The organism is Actinoplanes siamensis, assembly GCF_016862395.1.
GTDB classification, from domain to species: domain Bacteria; phylum Actinomycetota; class Actinomycetes; order Mycobacteriales; family Micromonosporaceae; genus Actinoplanes; species Actinoplanes siamensis.
Genome location: NZ_BOMW01000051.1, coordinates 72,542 through 89,242, shown reverse-complemented (window position 1 = coordinate 89,242; position 16,701 = coordinate 72,542). Strand labels below are relative to the sequence as shown.

At 70.1% G+C, this 16,701-nt stretch carries 10 protein-coding genes; 2 read left to right on the top strand and 8 right to left on the bottom strand.

The window, feature by feature from the left end; all coding sequences use genetic code 11:
* Window positions 1-346: 346 nt before the first annotated feature.
* From Asi03nite_RS25465 to Asi03nite_RS25455, 3 genes are read right to left on the bottom strand one after another with little or no spacing between them, the layout of a single operon-like run.
* Complete coding sequence (locus Asi03nite_RS25465) at window positions 347-1,867, bottom strand: ricin-type beta-trefoil lectin domain protein (protein WP_203682983.1); 1,521 nt, start codon at window positions 1,865-1,867, stop codon at window positions 347-349.
* Window positions 1,867-2,517 (bottom strand): prepilin-type N-terminal cleavage/methylation domain-containing protein, encoded by a 651-nt coding sequence (locus tag Asi03nite_RS25460; RefSeq protein ID WP_203682982.1) that lies wholly within the window; start codon window positions 2,515-2,517, stop codon window positions 1,867-1,869. Before Asi03nite_RS25460 ends, Asi03nite_RS25465 begins: the two co-directional genes overlap by 1 nt.
* Window positions 2,514-4,220 (bottom strand): putative Ig domain-containing protein, encoded by a 1,707-nt coding sequence (locus Asi03nite_RS25455; RefSeq protein WP_203682981.1) that lies wholly within the window; start codon window positions 4,218-4,220, stop codon window positions 2,514-2,516. The genes Asi03nite_RS25460 and Asi03nite_RS25455 overlap by 4 nt, the downstream gene beginning before the upstream one ends.
* Window positions 4,221-4,427: 207 nt before the next feature.
* On the opposite strand from Asi03nite_RS25455, the gene Asi03nite_RS25450 reads away from it, so the two are divergent.
* Window positions 4,428-6,788 carry an ATP-binding cassette domain-containing protein gene (locus tag Asi03nite_RS25450; protein WP_203682980.1) on the top strand — a complete coding sequence of 787 codons (2,361 nt, stop codon included), beginning with the start codon at window positions 4,428-4,430 and terminating at the stop codon, window positions 6,786-6,788.
* Between the two features lie 200 nt (window positions 6,789-6,988).
* Here Asi03nite_RS25450 and Asi03nite_RS25445 read toward each other — a convergent pair whose 3' ends face one another.
* From Asi03nite_RS25445 to Asi03nite_RS25435, 3 genes are all read right to left on the bottom strand, one after another.
* A complete protein-coding gene (locus tag Asi03nite_RS25445) occupies window positions 6,989-9,427 on the bottom strand; it encodes a glycogen/starch/alpha-glucan phosphorylase (protein WP_203682979.1) in 2,439 nt (812 codons plus the stop codon).
* A gap of 73 nt (window positions 9,428-9,500) precedes the next feature.
* Window positions 9,501-12,014: a hypothetical protein gene (locus Asi03nite_RS25440; protein ID WP_203682978.1), complete on the bottom strand. Its 2,514-nt coding sequence runs from the start codon at window positions 12,012-12,014 to the stop codon at window positions 9,501-9,503.
* Between the two features lie 116 nt (window positions 12,015-12,130).
* A complete protein-coding gene (locus Asi03nite_RS25435; RefSeq protein ID WP_203682977.1) occupies window positions 12,131-12,763 on the bottom strand; it encodes a 4'-phosphopantetheinyl transferase family protein in 633 nt (210 codons plus the stop codon).
* Window positions 12,764-12,905: 142 nt separating this feature from the next.
* On the opposite strand from Asi03nite_RS25435, the gene Asi03nite_RS25430 reads away from it, so the two are divergent.
* A complete protein-coding gene (locus Asi03nite_RS25430; RefSeq protein WP_203682976.1) occupies window positions 12,906-13,559 on the top strand; it encodes an HAD family hydrolase in 654 nt (217 codons plus the stop codon).
* Between the two features lie 558 nt (window positions 13,560-14,117).
* On the opposite strand, the gene Asi03nite_RS25425 is transcribed toward Asi03nite_RS25430, so the two are convergent.
* Complete coding sequence (locus Asi03nite_RS25425; protein WP_239102915.1) at window positions 14,118-15,284, bottom strand: CynX/NimT family MFS transporter; 1,167 nt, start codon at window positions 15,282-15,284, stop codon at window positions 14,118-14,120.
* Window positions 15,285-15,579: 295 nt separating this feature from the next.
* A complete protein-coding gene (locus Asi03nite_RS25420; protein WP_203682974.1) occupies window positions 15,580-16,416 on the bottom strand; it encodes a siderophore-interacting protein in 837 nt (278 codons plus the stop codon).
* Window positions 16,417-16,701 lie beyond the last annotated feature (285 nt).

Genomic DNA, 16,701 nt, shown 5'->3' with positions numbered 1-16,701 from the left:
GTGCCGGCGTCGCTACGGCGAGGCCCGGCAAACCCGCAGCACCCGGGCGACACGATGGCCGACAGCAGCGTGCTCGACCGGCTGGCCCCGGGTGGTCACGCCGCCGGCCGGCCTCTCGGACCGGCAGGCGTTGCGCGCGATGGTGGAGGAGACCGGGCCGGGTCCGGCGCCGCTCACCCCGGACGTCAACGAGCTGCGCTTCGCCGACTCGGGGCGGCCCCGGATCCCGCCGGCCCCCGCCGCGGACGGGCGGCGGAGGCCGGAGGCGATCGGGGCTGCAGGTTGCGCCGGCCGCTGTCGTTGCGCTGGACGGGTCCGCCGGGCCGCCTGCGCCTGGACCGACCGGCTACTTCTCGGTCAGGTTCGTCAGCGGCGTCGGCTGGCTGATGTTCGGCGGCGCGTTCCACTTCTGCAGCTCGGACGTGTTGCACACGGCCACCTTGACCTTGCTGGTGCCGTCGCCGTGGAAGTCGCTCGCGACGCCGCTGCCCTGGGCGGTCGGCGTCAGGCAGTAGCCCTTGTAGTCCAGGATCCGGTAGCTCGTGCCGTAGTCGCCGGTGTCGTGATAGACGGTCCACTGCAACTCGGGCGCGGCCTGGGCGGCGGTGGTCTTGCAGGACACCACTGTCACATAGATGGTCGCCGAGGTGCTGCCGGGCGACTTCAGGCAGTAGTTGTTGTCCGGGTTGCCGTTGACGCTGTTGCTGCTGCCGTTCGTGTTGTTGACGATGATCGGGCCGGTCGCCGTGACCGCGGGCAGCACCGGTGTCGGGTGCACCCACTGCTGGTTGAAGTCGACGACGCCGTTCGGCGCCTGCTTGCAGAACCAGGCGATCATGTACGTCGAGCCGGTCGACTTGTTGGTCACGTCGAGGCACCGGCTGAACTGCGCGTAGTTGACCAGCTGGTTGGTCCTGTCCCCGGCCATGCCCGCACCCACCCCGGTGGCCGAGCGCCAGATGGTCTTGTTGGCGGTCGCCGAGCAGCTGCCCAGGGTGACACCCTTCTTGATCGAGTCGCCCGGGTAGGTGACGCTCATGCAGAGCGACTCGACGGCCTTCGACGAGTTGGTGGAGTGGAACAGGCTGCTGCCGTCCAGGCTCCACTGGAACGCTGTCTGGATCGGCGACGACGTCGGGCAGGGCCGGAAGACCACCGGGTTGCCACTGGCGTGCGTGGCCCCCGAGTGCAGGCACATGCCCGAGGTCGCGCTGGAGGTCTCCGAGTTGATCAGCTTGAGGTAGAGCTCGGGGGTGTAGCCGAACTGCTGGCGGCTGCTGCCGTCGCACTTGGCCATGACGACGGTGGCGCCGGCCGGCGGCGTCTTGCTCGACCCCGAGTCCAGGCACTGGTTGCCCAGAGTGGACGTGTCGATCTTGATCTGGCCGCCCGGGATGTTGGTGTTGCTGGTGGAGAACACGTACGTCGCGGTCAGGGTGCGGGTGATGCCGTCGCTGACGCCGGTCGCGGTGACGCTCGCGGTGGTGGGCACGTCGTTGGTGGGACAGTCGAGCGCCTTGCCGTCCTCGTCGAAGTACTCGACCTTCACGGTGTACGGCAGGCCCCCGCCGGTCGAGCTCACCCCGGCGTCACCAGTGAGGGCGGTGCAGGGCGGCAGGCTCTCCAGGAAGCCGCTCAGGCTGTCGGGGTCCGCCGCGGCGCGGACCCGGGCCATCATCTGGTCCATGCCCGCCTGGGCGGCGTCGAGCGCGACGTTGCGCGCGCTGTAGTTCTGGGTGGCCTTGATCTGGCGCAGTGTGATCGGCACCAGGAGGGCCGACAACGACATCACCACCGTGATGACGAGCATCGCCATCGGCAGCGAGCCCTCGTCGTCGGAGTTGCGAAGCCGCGTCATCATCCTCATCAGGACGGCCTTCCCTTACTGCACTCGTTGTCGACCAGGATGCCTTTGGCGCTGTCCGCGAACACGGTGTTGCGGTTGGTGTTCTGCGCCGTGAAGAGCACGTCCAGGGGCAGGCTCGTGGTGCCCACCCGGCCGGTGAACCGGAGCCGGATCTGGGTGCGCTCCACCACGTAGCTCTTGCCGACGCCGCTCGTGTTCGGGCTGGCCGTGGCGTACGGGGTGGCGCCGGGCAGGTAGATCGTGAACGGCGGAACGGTTCCGGTCCGGACCAGGTCGGTGGCGATCGTGGTGGGTGTCCCGGGCGAGCCGGGAGTCGTCCAGACCGCCCGGGTCAGCATGCCGTCCTTGAAGGCGAGCTGCCGGCAGTCGGTGCCGGTGGCGTACTCCAGGTACCAGGCGTCGTCCACCTGTCCCACAGGCGATACCCAGGTGGCGTAGCGCAGTTCCTTGTCCAGCCGCCGGAAGCTGTTCCCGATCTGGTCACGGGTGGTGACCAGGCCGTCGGAGCGGTTCACTGTGGAGTAGATCTGCATGAGCGCACCCAGGGTGACGACCATGACCACGGACATCAGCCCCATGCCGACCAGCAGCTCGATCAGGGTGAAGCCGCGATCGTCGGAGGAGTCGTCGAGTTCGTCGCGGTGGCTCATGTGATCTTCCAGACGAAGGTCAGGACACTGCTGCGCGGTGGCGTGGCAGCGGTCGCCGTGGCGGTCACCGTGTAGGCGCCAGCGGTGGTGGGCGTTCCGGAGATCACGCCGGTCACCGCGTTCAGGCTCAGGCCGGGCGGCAGGCCGGTGACCGTCAGCACGGGGGACAGCTTGAGCAGCGACCCGTTCGTGCGCAGGGTCAGCGACGTCGCGGTGCCCTTGACCGTCGTCTGGTCGGGTGAGGTCAGCGTGGGCGCTGTGAAGACCAGTGACGTGTCGGTGTTGACGATCACCACGATCTGCTGGCCGGCGGTCCCGCCGCTGCCGTCGGTGACGGTGATCGTGGGCAGGAACCGGCCGGAGGCGGTCGGCTTGCCGGAGATGGCGCCGCTGCCCTTGTTGATCGTGACACCCGGCGGCAGGCCTGTCGCGCTGTAGGAGTACTTGCCGTCGCCGCCCGAACCGGCCGCGGTGAGGTCGAGCCTCGAGCCCAGGTCGATCGTCTGGCCGGGCAGCGGAGCCAGGGTGAGGGCCGGGCTCACGACGTGCGTGTAGGTGCCCGTGCCGGCGACGTTGTTGGCGTCGGTCACGGTGATCGTCACGGGGTAGGTGCCGGGCGTGGTCGGACTGCCGGTGATCACGCCGGTGTCCGGGTCGATCGACAGGCCGGGTGGCAGGGTCGCCGACGAGGCGCTGACGGTCAGCTTGTCGGTGAAGGAGTACGGAGCCTTCCCGCCGGCGGCGGTGACCGGCAGGCGCACCACGTCGCCGACGCGGCTGGAGGTGGTGGCGGGCATGGTCGGACTGGGCGGCAGGAGCACCTCGAACGTGACCGGCTCCTTGTCGGTGCGCTTCAGGCTGTCGGACACCGTCACGTCGACCGAGGTGCTGCCGACCACTGTCGGAGTTCCGCTGACCACCCCGTTCGAGGTCATCGAGAGCCCCTTGGGCAGCGTGCCCGGCGTGACGCTCCACGAGTTGGGGAGCTGACCGCCGCGGGCCTCGAGCTGGTAGCTGGAGGTCTTGTCCTTGTAGAAGGTGACCAGCTTGGTGAGGACCGTCGGCAGCGGCCGGTGGAAGTCGAAGCTCGGCTCGGAGGCGCTCGAGACCAGCGACGACGTGATGTAGTTGCACACGCCGGCCGGGCAGGTGTTGCCCGGCCAGGTGATCAGCACGACCACCCGGAAGAACTTGAGGATCTTGGTGGTGTCGGACGGGGCCTTGTTCTGGGCCAGCGGGTAGACGCACTCGCCGGTCTTGGTCAGGTAGATTTCGCACCTCCCGACGTAGATGTTCTCCGTGTACGTGGTGCCCTCCACGGTCACGGCCTGCGCCGCGGTGGAGATCGCCGCGTCCGCGCCCGCTGTCGAGTTGACGTCGGTGATCCCCGGGTCCCCGGCGACCTGCATGGTCGCCAGGTACGGCTTGACCACGGCCGGCGCGCCGGCGAACTGCGCCTGGGTGGCCTTGAGGCTGCGGCCGGACAGCAGCGAGCTGCCCTTGAGGCCACGCACCTGCTCCATGGCCGTGTCGGCGAGCTGCACCGCGGCTTGCGCGGTGCGCTGCTTGTTGATGTTGGTGAGGCTGTTCACGAAGAACGGGCCGCTGGCCAGCATGGTGATCGAGAGCAGCGCCAGCGCCATCAGGATCTCCAGAAGGCCGAAGCCTTCATCGCCGGATCTCGGCTCTTCTTCGCTGCTCAACGCGCTCCCCCGGATGCTTGGTGTCGACGAGCCGGCCCGACGCGGGCCGGACGCCGGAGCCCGGCGTCCGGATTTCGCTCGTGCAGCTCATCGGCAGGGGGACAGGGGCGTTTAGCAGTTCGGCGCGGCGTTGCGGGCCGCCGGCCGGGTCCGAACCGGTCAGGAAAGAAGAAGCACGCGGTCCGGCCCGGCACTAGCCTTTCGGCCATGGGAAACCAGCACGTAGCCGACAGTCACGACCTCATCCGCGTGCACGGCGCGCGCGTCAACAATCTCAAGGACGTCAGCGTCGAGATCCCGAAACGCCGCCTCACCGTGTTCACCGGGGTGTCCGGCTCGGGCAAGAGCTCGCTGGTCTTCGGCACGATCGCCGCCGAGTCGCAGCGGATGATCAACGAGACGTACAGCGCCTTCGTGCAGGGTTTCCTGCCGGCGCTGGCGCGTCCCGAGGTGGACGTGCTGGAAGGCCTGACCACGGCGATCCTGGTGGATCAGGAGCGGATGGGCGCCGATCCGCGCTCGACGGTCGGCACCGCCACCGACGCGAACGCGATGCTGCGGATCCTGTTCAGCCGGCTCGGCGACCCGCACATCGGCTCCCCGCAGGCGTACTCCTTCAACGTCGCCTCGATCTCCGGCGCCGGCGCGGTGACCATGGACAAGGGCGGCGTCACCACCAGGGAGCGGCGCAGCTTCAGCGTCACCGGCGGGATGTGCCCGCGGTGCGAGGGCCGCGGCTCGGTCACTGATTTCGATCTTTCCGCGTTGTACGACGACGGCAAGTCGCTCAACGAGGGCGCGCTCACCGTCCCGGGCTACAGCATGGACGGCTGGTACGGCCGGATCTTCCGCGGCTGCGGGTATTTCGACCCGGACAAGCCGATCAACAAGTACACCAAGCGGGAGCTGGCCGATCTGCTCCACCGGGAGCCTACCAAGATCAAGATCGACGGCATCAACCTGACGTACAGCGGGATCATCCCGTCGATCCAGAAGTCCTTCCTGTCCAAGGACAAGGAGGCGATGCAGCCGCACATCCGCGCCTTCGTGGAGCGCGCGATCACGTTCACCACCTGCCCGCAGTGCGACGGCACCCGGCTCAACGAGGGCGCCCGCTCGTCGCGGATCCGTGGCGTCAACATCGCCGACGCGTGCCGGATGCAGATCAGCGACCTGGCCGAGTGGGTGCGCGGGCTGGACGAGCCGTCGGTCGCGCCGCTGCTCGCGAAGCTGCAGCACACCCTGGACTCGTTCATCGAGATCGGCCTCGGCTACCTGTCCCTGGACCGGCCGGCCGGCACGCTCTCCGGCGGTGAGGCGCAGCGCACCAAGATGATCCGGCACCTGGGGTCGTCGCTGACCGATGTGACATACGTCTTCGACGAGCCCACGATCGGGCTGCACCCGCACGACATCCAGCGGATGAACGAGCTGCTCCTGCAGTTGCGGGACAAGGGCAACACGGTGCTCGTGGTGGAGCACAAGCCGGAGGCCATCGCGATCGCCGACCACGTCGTCGACCTCGGTCCGGGCGCCGGGGCGGCCGGCGGGGAGGTGGTCTTCGAGGGCACGCTGGACGGGCTGCGCGCCAGCGGCACGCTGACCGGGTTGCACCTGGACGACCGGGCGGCGCTCAAGGCCGACGTGCGGAAACCTTCGGGACGTCTGGAGGTACGCGGCGCCGACTCGCACAATCTGCGCGACGTCGACGTCGACATCCCGCTCGGCGTGCTGGTGGTGGTGACCGGCGTGGCCGGGTCCGGCAAGAGCTCCCTGATCCACGGCTCGGTCGCCGGCCGGGAGGGCGTCGTGGCGGTCGACCAGGGGGCGATCAGGGGGTCGCGGCGGAGCAACCCGGCGACGTACACCGGCCTGCTGGAGCCGATCCGCAAGCAGTTCGCCAAGGTCAACGGCGTGAAGCCGGCTCTGTTCAGCGCGAACTCGGAGGGTGCCTGCCCGAACTGCAACGGCAACGGCGTGATCTACACCGACCTGGGGATGATGGCCGGCGTGGCGACCACCTGCGAGGTGTGCGAGGGCCGGCGTTTCGACGCGTCGGTGCTGGAGTACCGGGTGGGCGGCAAGGACATCAGCGAGGTGCTGGCCATGCCGGTCGCCGAGGCGGTCACGTTCTTCGGCGCCGGTGAGGGCCGGAACCCGGCGGCGCACCGGATCCTGGAGCGGCTCAACGACGTCGGCCTGGGCTATCTGACCCTGGGTCAGCCGCTGACCACGCTCTCCGGCGGCGAACGGCAGCGCGTCAAGCTCGCCGTGCACATGGCGGAGAAGGGCAGCGTGATCATCCTCGACGAGCCGACCACCGGCCTGCACCTGGCCGACGTCGAGCAGTTGCTCGGCCTGCTGGACCGCCTGGTCGACGCCGGTCGCTCGGTCATCGTCATCGAGCACCACCAAGCCGTGATGGCGCACGCCGACTGGATCATCGACCTGGGCCCGGGCGCGGGTCACGACGGTGGCCGGATCGTGTTCGAGGGCACCCCGTCCGACCTGGTGTCCGCCCGTTCCACGCTGACCGGCGAGCACCTGGCTCAATACGTGAAGTCCTGATCCGCCCGCCGGCCCCGCCGCCGGCTGCGGTCGCCGCGACGACCGCGGGTCCCGCACGACGACCGGGCCGGTCGGCCCGAAGGCCACCCGGTCCTCTCCGGCGCCGGCACTGACCAAGGGCCGACGCGAAGTGATCGGCCCGGCTCACGGCGTACCACATCAAGCTCTTGATCTTGAAGTGCGGAACGACGGGCCGGTGCTCAGTCCTCGCGGGGGACCGTGACCGGGCCGACCCGCCAGATGCGGGCGGCGTAGTCGGCGACCGTGCGGTCCGACGAGAAGAAGCCGCTGTGCGCGGTGTTCAGGATCGACATGCGGGTCCACCGGGCCGGGTCGCGCCAGGCCCGCTCCACCTCCTCCTGGGCGTCCAGGTAGGACCGGTAGTCCGCCAGCGTCAGGTATTCGTCCCAGCCCAGCAGTGAGTCGGCCACCTCCCGCCCCACGCCGCCGAACTCCCCGGCGGCGATCGCGTCCAGCGCCGCCCTCAGCTCGGCGTCCCGCTCGTAGTGCGCGCGCGGGTGGTACCCGCCGATCCGCATCTCGGCCGCCTGGAACGCGTCCAGCCCGAACAGGAAGAAGTTCTCCTCGCCGACCCGGGCGCGGATCTCGATGTTGGCGCCGTCCAGCGTGCCGATCGTGATCGCGCCGTTGAGCGCCAGCTTCATGTTGCCGGTGCCGCTGGCCTCCTTGCCGGCCAGCGAGATCTGCTCGCTGAGGTCGGCGGCCGGGACGATCCGCTCGGCCAGGGTCACGTTGTAATTCTCCGCGAAGACGATTTTGAGGTACGGCGACACGACCGGATCCGCCTCGATCGTCGCACCCACCGCGTTGATCAGCCGGATGATGTTTTTCGCGGCGTGGTAGGCCGGGGCGGCCTTGCCGGCGAAGAGCACCGTCCGGGGCACCCAGTCCCCGGCCGGGTTCTCCCGGATCCGGTGGTACATGGTGATCACGTGGAGCAGCTTGAGCTGCTGCCGCTTGTACTCGTGGAACCGCTTGATCATCACGTCGGTGAGCGAGTCCGGGTCGCCGGCGCCCAGGTCCACCTTGTTCGCCCGCTTCACCGCCCGCCAGCGCTCGGCGAACGCGGCGTCGCCGGCCAGCGGCTCCAGGCCGGCGAGGTGTTCCAGGTCGGTGAGCCAGCTGTCGTCGCCCAGCCCCTCGGTGATCAGATCGGACAGCCGCGGGTTGGCCAGCTTGACGAACCGGCGGGGCGAGACCCCGTTGGTGACGTTCTGGAACTTGGCCGGCCAGAGATCGGCGAAGTCCTGCAGCACGGTCTCCCGCAGCAGCTTGGAGTGCAGCTCGGCGACCCCGTTGACGGCCTCGGTGCCGACCACCGCGAGGTGCGCCATCCGGACCCGGCGCTCGTCGCCCTCGCCGATGATCGACATCCGGCGGACCCGTTCGGCGTCGCCCGGGAAGCGGGCCTCCACCTCCTGCAGGAACAGCATGTTGATCAGGTAGATGATCTCCAGGTGCCGGGGGAGCAGCCGCTCGAACAGGTGCACCGGCCAGGTCTCCAGCGCCTCCGGCAGCAGCGTGTGGCAGGTGTACGCGAACGTGCGCCGGGTGATCGACCAGGCCCGGTCCCAGCCCAGCCCGTACTCGTCGACGAGCAGCCGCATCAGCTCCGGGATGGCGATCGTCGGATGCGTGTCGTTGAGCTGGACGACCGTCTTCTCGGCGAAGTCGTCCCAGTCCTGGTTGCGCAGCCGGAACCGGCGGATGATGTCGCGCAGCGAGCAGGAGCAGAGGAAGTACTGCTGCTTGAGCCGCAGCTCCCGGCCGAGTTCGGTGCTGTCGTCCGGGTAGAGGACCTTGCTGATGTTCTCGGCGCGGACCGCCTCCTGGACCGCCTCGGCGTACTGCCCGGCGGAGAACCGGGACAGGTCGAACGAGGCCTCGCTGCCCCGGGCCCGCCACAGCCGGACGATGTTGACGGTCTCGGTGCCGTATCCGGGCACGAGCATGTGGCTCGGCTCGCCGAGCACGATCTCGCCGGGCACCCAGTGCCTGCGGATCTCCGAGCCGGCGACCGGCTCGGTGTGGCCGTAGAAGCCGACGGTCTGCCGGTCGTCGGCGGCGGTGAACTCCCACGGGTTGCCCTGGAACGCCCAGTCGTCCGGGCGCTCGGCCTGACCACCGTCCTCCACGGACTGCTTGAAGATGCCGAAGTCGTAGCGGATGCCGTAGCCGACCGCCGGGATGTCGCGGGTGGCCATCGAGTCGACCAGACACGCGGCGAGCCGGCCCAGGCCACCGTTGCCCAGGCCCGGCTCCACGTCGAGCTCCTCGATCTCCTCCAGCGACCGGCCGAAGGCCTTGACCGCCTCGGCGGCCACCTCGCCGGTGCCGGAGTAGAGGAGATTCTGCTCCAGCTGCGCGCCGAGCAGGTACTCCGCCGAGAGGTAGTAGACCCACCGTGGGTTGCTGGCGTAGTGCGCGGCCGCCGTGCGAGCCCGGCGGTCGGCGAGGCGGTCGCGGACGGTGAGGGCGAGCGCCTCGTACGCGTCCCGGGCGCTCGCCGACTCGACAGTCGTGCCTCTGCGGTAGTAGAGGCTGCTCAGCAGATCCTGTTGGAACTCGTCCGCGGTGGTGCCCAGTCGTCGCAGACCGATGCCTTGGCGAAGATCCATGCGGCCCATTCTGCCGCCACGACGTTTCCGGCGGCTGACGTTCCCCATTCCGCCCGGACGAGAAGCGCCACGGTCAGTTGACGTCGACGTAGTCGGAGGCGCCGCTCACCCCGGTCGACGCCGCGTCACCGGCGTAGACGAAGCGGAACGAGCCGTCGGCGGACGCCGTGGTGGTGGCTTTGAGTTTGCCGGCCGAGTCGGTCCTGACGCTCACCACCTTGGTCCAGGTGGTGCCCTTCAGCTTGATCCACTGCAGGTTCACCGTCTGACCGGCGTACGGCCGGTAGGTCCAGGTCTCCCAGTCGGCCCGGGTCAGCGTGCCGGTGACGGTGATCGTCCTGCCCTTGGCGACCGGCTCCGGGGTTCCGTCGGCGGCCGTCAGCACGCCGGCCTTCTTGAGCGAGATGGTGGCGGCGCTGCGCAGGTCTGTGGTGAGGGTGCCGTCCGCCGAGGTCGCGAACACCGCGGCGTGCCACTCGCCGGCCAGGGCGTTGCTGTTCAGCACGTACCGGATGTCGAAGTCCCAGAGCCAGGCCGTGCAGCTCCACTTGGCCGGCCGGATCTGCTCGCAGTTGGTGGACGTGGGCAGGATGCCGTCCGGCGTGAGGTCGGAGCCGTGCCACAGCTCCAGGCCGGCGTCGGCGATGCCGGTCGGACCGATCACCATGAACGTCGCGGTCAGGTCGATCCGGCCCTCGGTGCCCAGCGTGACGCTGGTGCCGCCGTTGAGCTTGACGTCGGTGACGGTGATCCGCTCCGCCTGGGTGGCCGGCGCCGGCTGGCCGGTCCGGGTGATCACCTCGTCGCCGGGGGCCACCGGGCCGGCCAGCGCGCGCAGCACCGTCCGGGTCAGCTTGCCGCCCTCGCTGTTGGTGGCGGTGATCCGCAGCGACACGAAGGTGGCGGTGGCCGGCACCCGCAGGGCGGCCGTGTAGTCGCCGCCCGAGGCGGTCAGCGGCAGCTCGGTCCAGGTCGCGCCGTCGTCCGCGGACCACTCCAACGTGCCGGCCGTGGTCGCCGCGCCGGTCTGCCGGGTGGTGGGCGTGATCGTCAGGCCGACCGGGCCCGAGCCGGCCCGGTTGCGGGCGTCCAACCCGGTCGAGCGGACGCCCAGGTCGATCAGCGGCAGAGCGGTGTAGTTGGAGGTGTTGCCCGAGCTGAACGTCCACCGGCTCTGCACCTTCGTGCTGAGCAGCGACTGCGCCAGCTTCCGGGTGGTGGTCTGCTCCAGCTCGTACGTCCTGGCGGCGGCGGCCACGTCCACGGACAGGCTGCTCGAACTCGCCGTCTTGAGCACCTTGCCGCCGGTGCTGAGCGTGGTCGTGGAGTGCGCGTGGTAGTCGTAACCCCGGTTGCCCTCGGCGTCGCCGAACTGCTGGTTCTCGGTCAGCAGCAGCTTGTCCCGGTACCGCTGGGAGTTGCCGGACAGGCCGCGGCCGGCCGGCATGACGGGCCCGGTGCCCACGGTGTCGCCGTCCGAGGCGCCGGCCGGCAGGTTGTGGTCGGCGAGCGTGACCTGCTGGCTGCCCCACTCGACCAGCCGGGAGAAGGTCACCCCGGGCGTCACGTACTCCGTGAAGGTGCCCGGCACCCGCACCGACGTGGAGGTGAACGCCCCGGACCGGTCGCCGGCCATCGGCACGGACAGGTAGGCCCCGAGGGTGTCGCGGCCCTGCGCCTTGATCGTGACCGGCTTCTTGGCCAGCGACGACGTCTTGACCGTGAGGATCGGGGAGGACGGCAGCGGGTGCTCCCAGGCGTGGTAGAGGTCGTAGCGGTACGGGCTGGGCTTCTGCGCCGACGATCCGCTCTTCACCAGGATCTGGTGCACCTTGAGCACCGGGCCGGGGACCGAGACGGTGGTGGCGAACGTCCGTACGCCGTAACCACCGGCGAAACCGACCATGTCACCGTTGGGCAGCGCCATCCAGACCGCGCTGCCGTCGTTGCGGGCGGTGCTGTCGTCCGCCTTGATCGCGACCTCCTTGGCCGAGCTCTCGGCCAGGGTGACGGTCTGCGCCTTGCTGGTGACGGTGAACGCCTTGGTGAGCAGGTAGCTGTCGACGGCGTAGATGCCGTACATCGAGGCGGCGTAGTAGTTGCCGGGCGGCAGGCTGACAGTGGCGCTCAGCGAGTTCGCCGGGTTGTCGACAGGCACGTACGTCCAGGTGTCCCGGTTCCACAGCGCGATGGTCTTGTTCCAGGCCGTCCAGTTCTCGCTGGCGACCGTGATGGTGGTGGGATACGTCGCGGCGGCCCGGGCGGCGGCCCGCGGCGCCGGCGCCGCGGCGCCGGTCCGCGCGGAGACGACGGGCGCTGCCTTGCCGAGCTGACGCGCCTCGACCTGGCCGCCGGTGGAGACGAACGAATACGGCGCGCGGCGGTCTCCCGACGCGGGCTGGAAGCGGAACGCCGAGTGGCCGCCGGACGTCTCGGTCACCGCGATCCGGTCGCCGGCCGCTCGTGCCCGCAGCAGCGACTCCTCACCCGCGAACGACATCGCCGGCACGGCGACCAGCGAGGCGCCGAGCACCGCGATCGCACCGATACCGAGTGTGCGCAGCCTCGACCGAGACCACCGAGCCATGGATGTGTTCCTCCCCGTGAATTGTCGGGAGCACTGTACGGCCTGTTCCACAAGTGACGGAAGTAATGGATTGCGATCGCGATCAACCGTTATCCGATAGCGGTGGAACCTTCGACTCAGAGGCACACGGCCGTGACGATCAGGCCACCGTCGACGAGGAACCGGCCCGGCATCTCCTTCAGCGGCGCCTCGATCAGGATCCGGCCGGTGAAGGTCCCCGCCTCCGGGTCGATGTCCAGCGACGCGTCCTCGAAACCCAGCCACCGTCCGGTCACCGGGAACCACGCCTTGTAGATCGACTCCTTGGCGCTGAACAGCAGCCGGTCCCAGCAGACGTCCGGGTGCGAGGTCGCCAGCCCGGCCAGCAGGTCCTGGTCGGCCGGGGTGGCGACGGCGCCGAGCACGCGGGGCGGGAGCGGCGCGTGCGGCTCGGCGTCGATGCCCAGGCCGGCGATGTCAGTGGTGTGCGCGACAGCGGCCGCGCGGAACCCGGTGCAGTGCGTGATGCTGCCGGTGACACCGGCCGGCCAGACCGGCTCGCGGCGCGGGCCGCGCGGGATCGCGGCCGGAGCATGACCCAGAGCGGACAGCGCCTCCCGGGCGCAGCGCCGGGCCGTCAGGGTCTCCCGGCGGCGGCCCGGCGCGGCCTTCGCGACCAGGTGCTCCTCGCCCGGGTAGCACGCCTCGTCCGGATCGTCGGTGAACGCCTCGGACGAGCGCGCGGATGGCGGGAGCAGCCTGTTCAGCATGGACAGGAGTTTCCCACCCGTCGTACGCCGGCAGCGCCGCCACCTGGTCCGCTTCCGCGCTTCGCGCCGGGCGTCTCCCGGGCGCGCACCGCAACGGATACCGCCGAATCCTGGCCAGGCGTCCCATGGGACCGTGCCAACCATGATTCGTGCCGTGATCGTGGACGTCGACGACACCCTGTGCCTGACCGAGGCGGCGTCGTTCGAGCTGGAGAACGACGTGCTCGCCAAGCTGGGGCGCCCGCCGATGTCGCGCGAGGTGCACCGCGCCACCTGGGGCGAGACGCTGCTCGACGCCATGCCGCACCGTTCGCCGGGTGTGGATCTGGACCGGTTCGCCCAGCTGTTCCCCGCGGAACACCAGCGCTATCTGGCCGACGGCCGGCTCGACGTGATCCCGCCGGAGAACCTGGAGGCGCTGGACCGGCTGGTCGCGGAGGGCCGGACGGTCCTGTTGCTGACGTCCCGTACCGAGCGCGAGGTGCGCCACCTGCTGGAGCCCGATCACGTGCTGGCCGGCCGGGTCACCGGGGCGTACCACCAGGGGAACACGCGGTTCCGCAAGCCGGACCCGCGGGTGTTCGACGAGCTGCTCGCGGAGACCGGTCTTGATCCGGCGGATTGTGTGTACGTGGGGGATTCGCCGGGGGACGCGGTGGCGGCCGGGGGCGCCGGGATGCGGTTCGTCGCCTGCCTGCAGAGCGGGGTGCGGCGGCTGGAGGAGTTCGATCCGCGCCACGTGACGGCAGCGGTCGACGCCTTCCCGGAGATCCCCTCCGTGATCGCACGTCTCTGAGGCCGGTCCGCGCCGGCCGGGTCCGAACACTTCGGACACCTCTCCCCCGCTCGCCGTGCCGGGAGCTGCTCCTCGCCGCAGCGCGCGCAAGGTCCCGGCTGGTGCTCAGGGGTGCATCGCCTCGGATGGCGCAGAGGCGTGGAGCAGCCTGGCGGCCCGGCACATCCAACCGGAGTTGGGTTCCGAGCCGGAAAAGACAGCTCCGGTGTGGATCGCCGGTGCCGTCACCCTGCTGCGTGACCCACGATGGCTCGATCCGGGCACTGCCCATCGCGCCGTGCTCACCTCTTTCCCGATCATCCCGGAGAGCAAGCTCGCCGACCCGGGTGTCGCCGCCGTGAACCAGACGACCGCCGACCAGATCGGCTGGCCGGAAACATGCGGCCAAGGGCTTCGCCGGCCACCGAGCCCAGGGGGTGGGTCAGTGCTTGGAGAACGTGGGCCGGCGCCTGGTGGATCGACCTCTGGAGAGTGTGGGTCGGCGGGCTGTGGCAGCGGATCCTCGGCCGCGGCGCCCACCGACAACAATCCGTACGCCTCGCGGATCGCGACGCTGGTCTATATCTGGCGGTCGCGGCCGGCGAAGAAGCCCGCGATGATCTGCGGGACCATCAGCCCCATCATGACCGCCAGCGGTGCTTTCCAACCGTCGGTCGCATCGTGCAGCGCTCCGATCAGGATCGGTCCCGGGATGGCGATCAGGTAACCCACGCCCTGCGCGAAGGCGGACAGCCGCACCACTACGGCGGGAGTGCGGCCGCGCAACGCGATCATGGTCAGGACCAGCGGGAATGCGGTGTTGACGATGCCCAGGAGGATCGCACAGACCCATGGTGCCGATGCGGGGTCCATCCACAGGCCGAAATAACCGGCAACGCCGAAAAGGCCGAGTCCCACCGCAATGCCGCTCTGCGCGCGAACCCGCCCGGCCAGCGCCGAGAGGGCCATCCCGAGCGGCACCCCGAGCAGCGAGGTGGTGGCGAACAACACTCCGGCCAGTTCCGCCGACAGCCCGGCGTCCCGGTAGATCTGCGGGAGCCAGCCGATGATCACGTACGCCGAGGTGGACTGCATCCCGAAGTACACCGCGAGCGCCCAGGCGATCGGCTGCCGGCTGACCCGGATCGGCGCCGCGTCGGTCGACTGGCCGGGCGTGGCCGGCCGTTCCCGGGCCATCAGCAACCACGGCGGCAACGCGACGAGCGCCGCCACCGCCCAGCACGCCAGCCCGAGCCGCCAGTCCCCGAAACCGCCGGTGACCGGCACGGTCGCGGCGGCCGCCGTGGTGGCGCCGAGGTTCAGCGCCACCGTGTACAGCCCGGTCACCGAACCAACCTGGTCCGGGAAGTGGTCCTTCACGATCGACGGCAGCAGCACGTTCACCAGCGCGATCCCGGCCAGGGCGACAGCGCTGAACAGCACGAACAGCGCCGAGCCCGGCGCGAACGGCCGCGCCGCCAAGCCGACCGTGAGCAGCGCCAGGCCCCCGGCGATCACCGGCGCCGCGCCGAGCCGCCTGGCGGCCCGCGGAGCCAGCAGGCCGACGGAGGCGAAACAGAACACCGGCACCGAGGTGAGCAGCCCCGCCGCGGTCGCGCTCATGTGCAGACCGTCGCGGATCTCGGTGAGCACCGGCCCCACGCTGGTCACCGCGAGCCGCAGGTTCACCGCCGCGAGCACCAGCGCGACGAGGGTGAAGATCCGGCCGCGACGCGGACGTGTCACTTGTTCTTCCAGCACTGCCACGGCACCATCATTGCCTCGGCGAGTCGTCACGGCGAATCGGGGTGGATCCCTGTGAGCTGCGCAAAAGCCGGATAAGACATATGCCCCATCCGGCTTTCGGTCGTTACCGCGACAACAGCCCGGGGGAAGCGACACGGTCAGGGTTGAGCGACGCGGCGGGGGGTTGAGCGACGCGGCGGGGGTTGAGGGACACGGCGCGAGGGAAGCGACACGGCCCGGGAAGCGACACAACCGGAGGGCAAGCGATCCCGCGAAGGCCGACCCGAGGGAAGGATCAGGCGGGCGTGCCGGCCTGCTCCCGCTCCACCTGCGCGTTCCACTCCCGCTTGCTCGACTGCCAGCCGTCCTCGTTCATCCCGGTCCGCCAGTACCCCGAGATCGACAGCTGGTCCGTGCTCAGCCCCCGCTCCAGCCGCAGATATCCGCGCAGATCCCGGACGAACCCGGCCTCCCCGTGCACGAACGCCTGGACCCGGCCAGCCGGGAACTCCAGCGCCCGCACCGCCTCGACCAGCGCGGATCCCACCGGGCGACCGGCCCGGTGCACCCAGACGATCTCGGCGTCCGCGGGCGCGCCGAGCTTCTGCTCCTCGTCCGGCGACTCGATCTCGATGAACGCCCGGACCGGCGCGCCCTCCGGCATCCCGGCGAGCGCGGCGCCGATCGCCGGCAGCGCGCTCTCGTCGCCGGCCAGCAGGTGCCAGTCCGTCTCGGGGCTGGGCGAATAGCCCCCGCCCGGCCCCATGAACCGGAACACGTCGCCCGGCTTCGCCCGGGCCGCCCACGGCCCCGCGACGCCGGCGTCGCCGTGCACCACGAAGTCGACCCACATCTCCGGGATCTCCGGCAGCCAGTTGCGGATCGTGTACGTCCGCACCACCGGCCACGTCTCGCGCGGCATGGTCTCCCGGATCGTCCCCATGTCGAAGGGCTCCGGGTACGTTACGCCGGCCTGCGGGAAGAGCACCTTGATGTAGTGGTCGGTGAAGCGTCCCGCGTCGATCCGGGCGATCGCCTCGCCTCCGACCACCACCCGGACCATGTGCGGAGTGAGCTGCTCCACCCGCGTGACCACACCCTCGTGCGCGGGGCGCGCCGGTCGGTTCGCCATGTCTGCACCTCACTGCCGCTGGAAGAATCTCCGGCCGGTAAGGCTACCCTTATTCTGGCCGGACATCCCGTCCTGCCCAGTGACCTTTCGTCCTGCACAGTGACCTTCCGTCCTGCACAGTGACCTTTCTTCTTCCTAGCTGTCCGCCAGAAGCGCGCCCGTGACGCCGTGTTGCCGCCGTCGAAGCTGGTCAGAGGCTCTGCGATGGATGCGGCAAGAGGAACATCTCGCACGTCCGGGCCGCCGGTGGCCGAGCCGATCGATCCGGGGGTACGACGGAAGCGG

Bases quoted from the DNA above. Each gene is read 5' to 3' on its own strand.
- Asi03nite_RS25465 (WP_203682983.1), bottom strand. From the start codon at position 1,867: ATGAGGATGATGACGCGGCTTCGCAACTCCGACGACGAGGGCTCGCTG.
- Asi03nite_RS25460 (WP_203682982.1), bottom strand. From the start codon at position 2,517: ATGAGCCACCGCGACGAACTCGACGACTCCTCCGACGATCGCGGCTTC.
- Asi03nite_RS25450 (WP_203682980.1), top strand. From the start codon at position 4,428: ATGGGAAACCAGCACGTAGCCGACAGTCACGACCTCATCCGCGTGCAC.
- Asi03nite_RS25445 (WP_203682979.1), bottom strand. From the start codon at position 9,427: ATGGATCTTCGCCAAGGCATCGGTCTGCGACGACTGGGCACCACCGCG.
- Asi03nite_RS25440 (WP_203682978.1), bottom strand. From the start codon at position 12,014: ATGGCTCGGTGGTCTCGGTCGAGGCTGCGCACACTCGGTATCGGTGCG.
- Asi03nite_RS25435 (WP_203682977.1), bottom strand. From the start codon at position 12,763: ATGCTGAACAGGCTGCTCCCGCCATCCGCGCGCTCGTCCGAGGCGTTC.
- Asi03nite_RS25430 (WP_203682976.1), top strand. From the start codon at position 12,906: ATGATTCGTGCCGTGATCGTGGACGTCGACGACACCCTGTGCCTGACC.
- Asi03nite_RS25420 (WP_203682974.1), bottom strand. From the start codon at position 16,416: ATGGCGAACCGACCGGCGCGCCCCGCGCACGAGGGTGTGGTCACGCGG.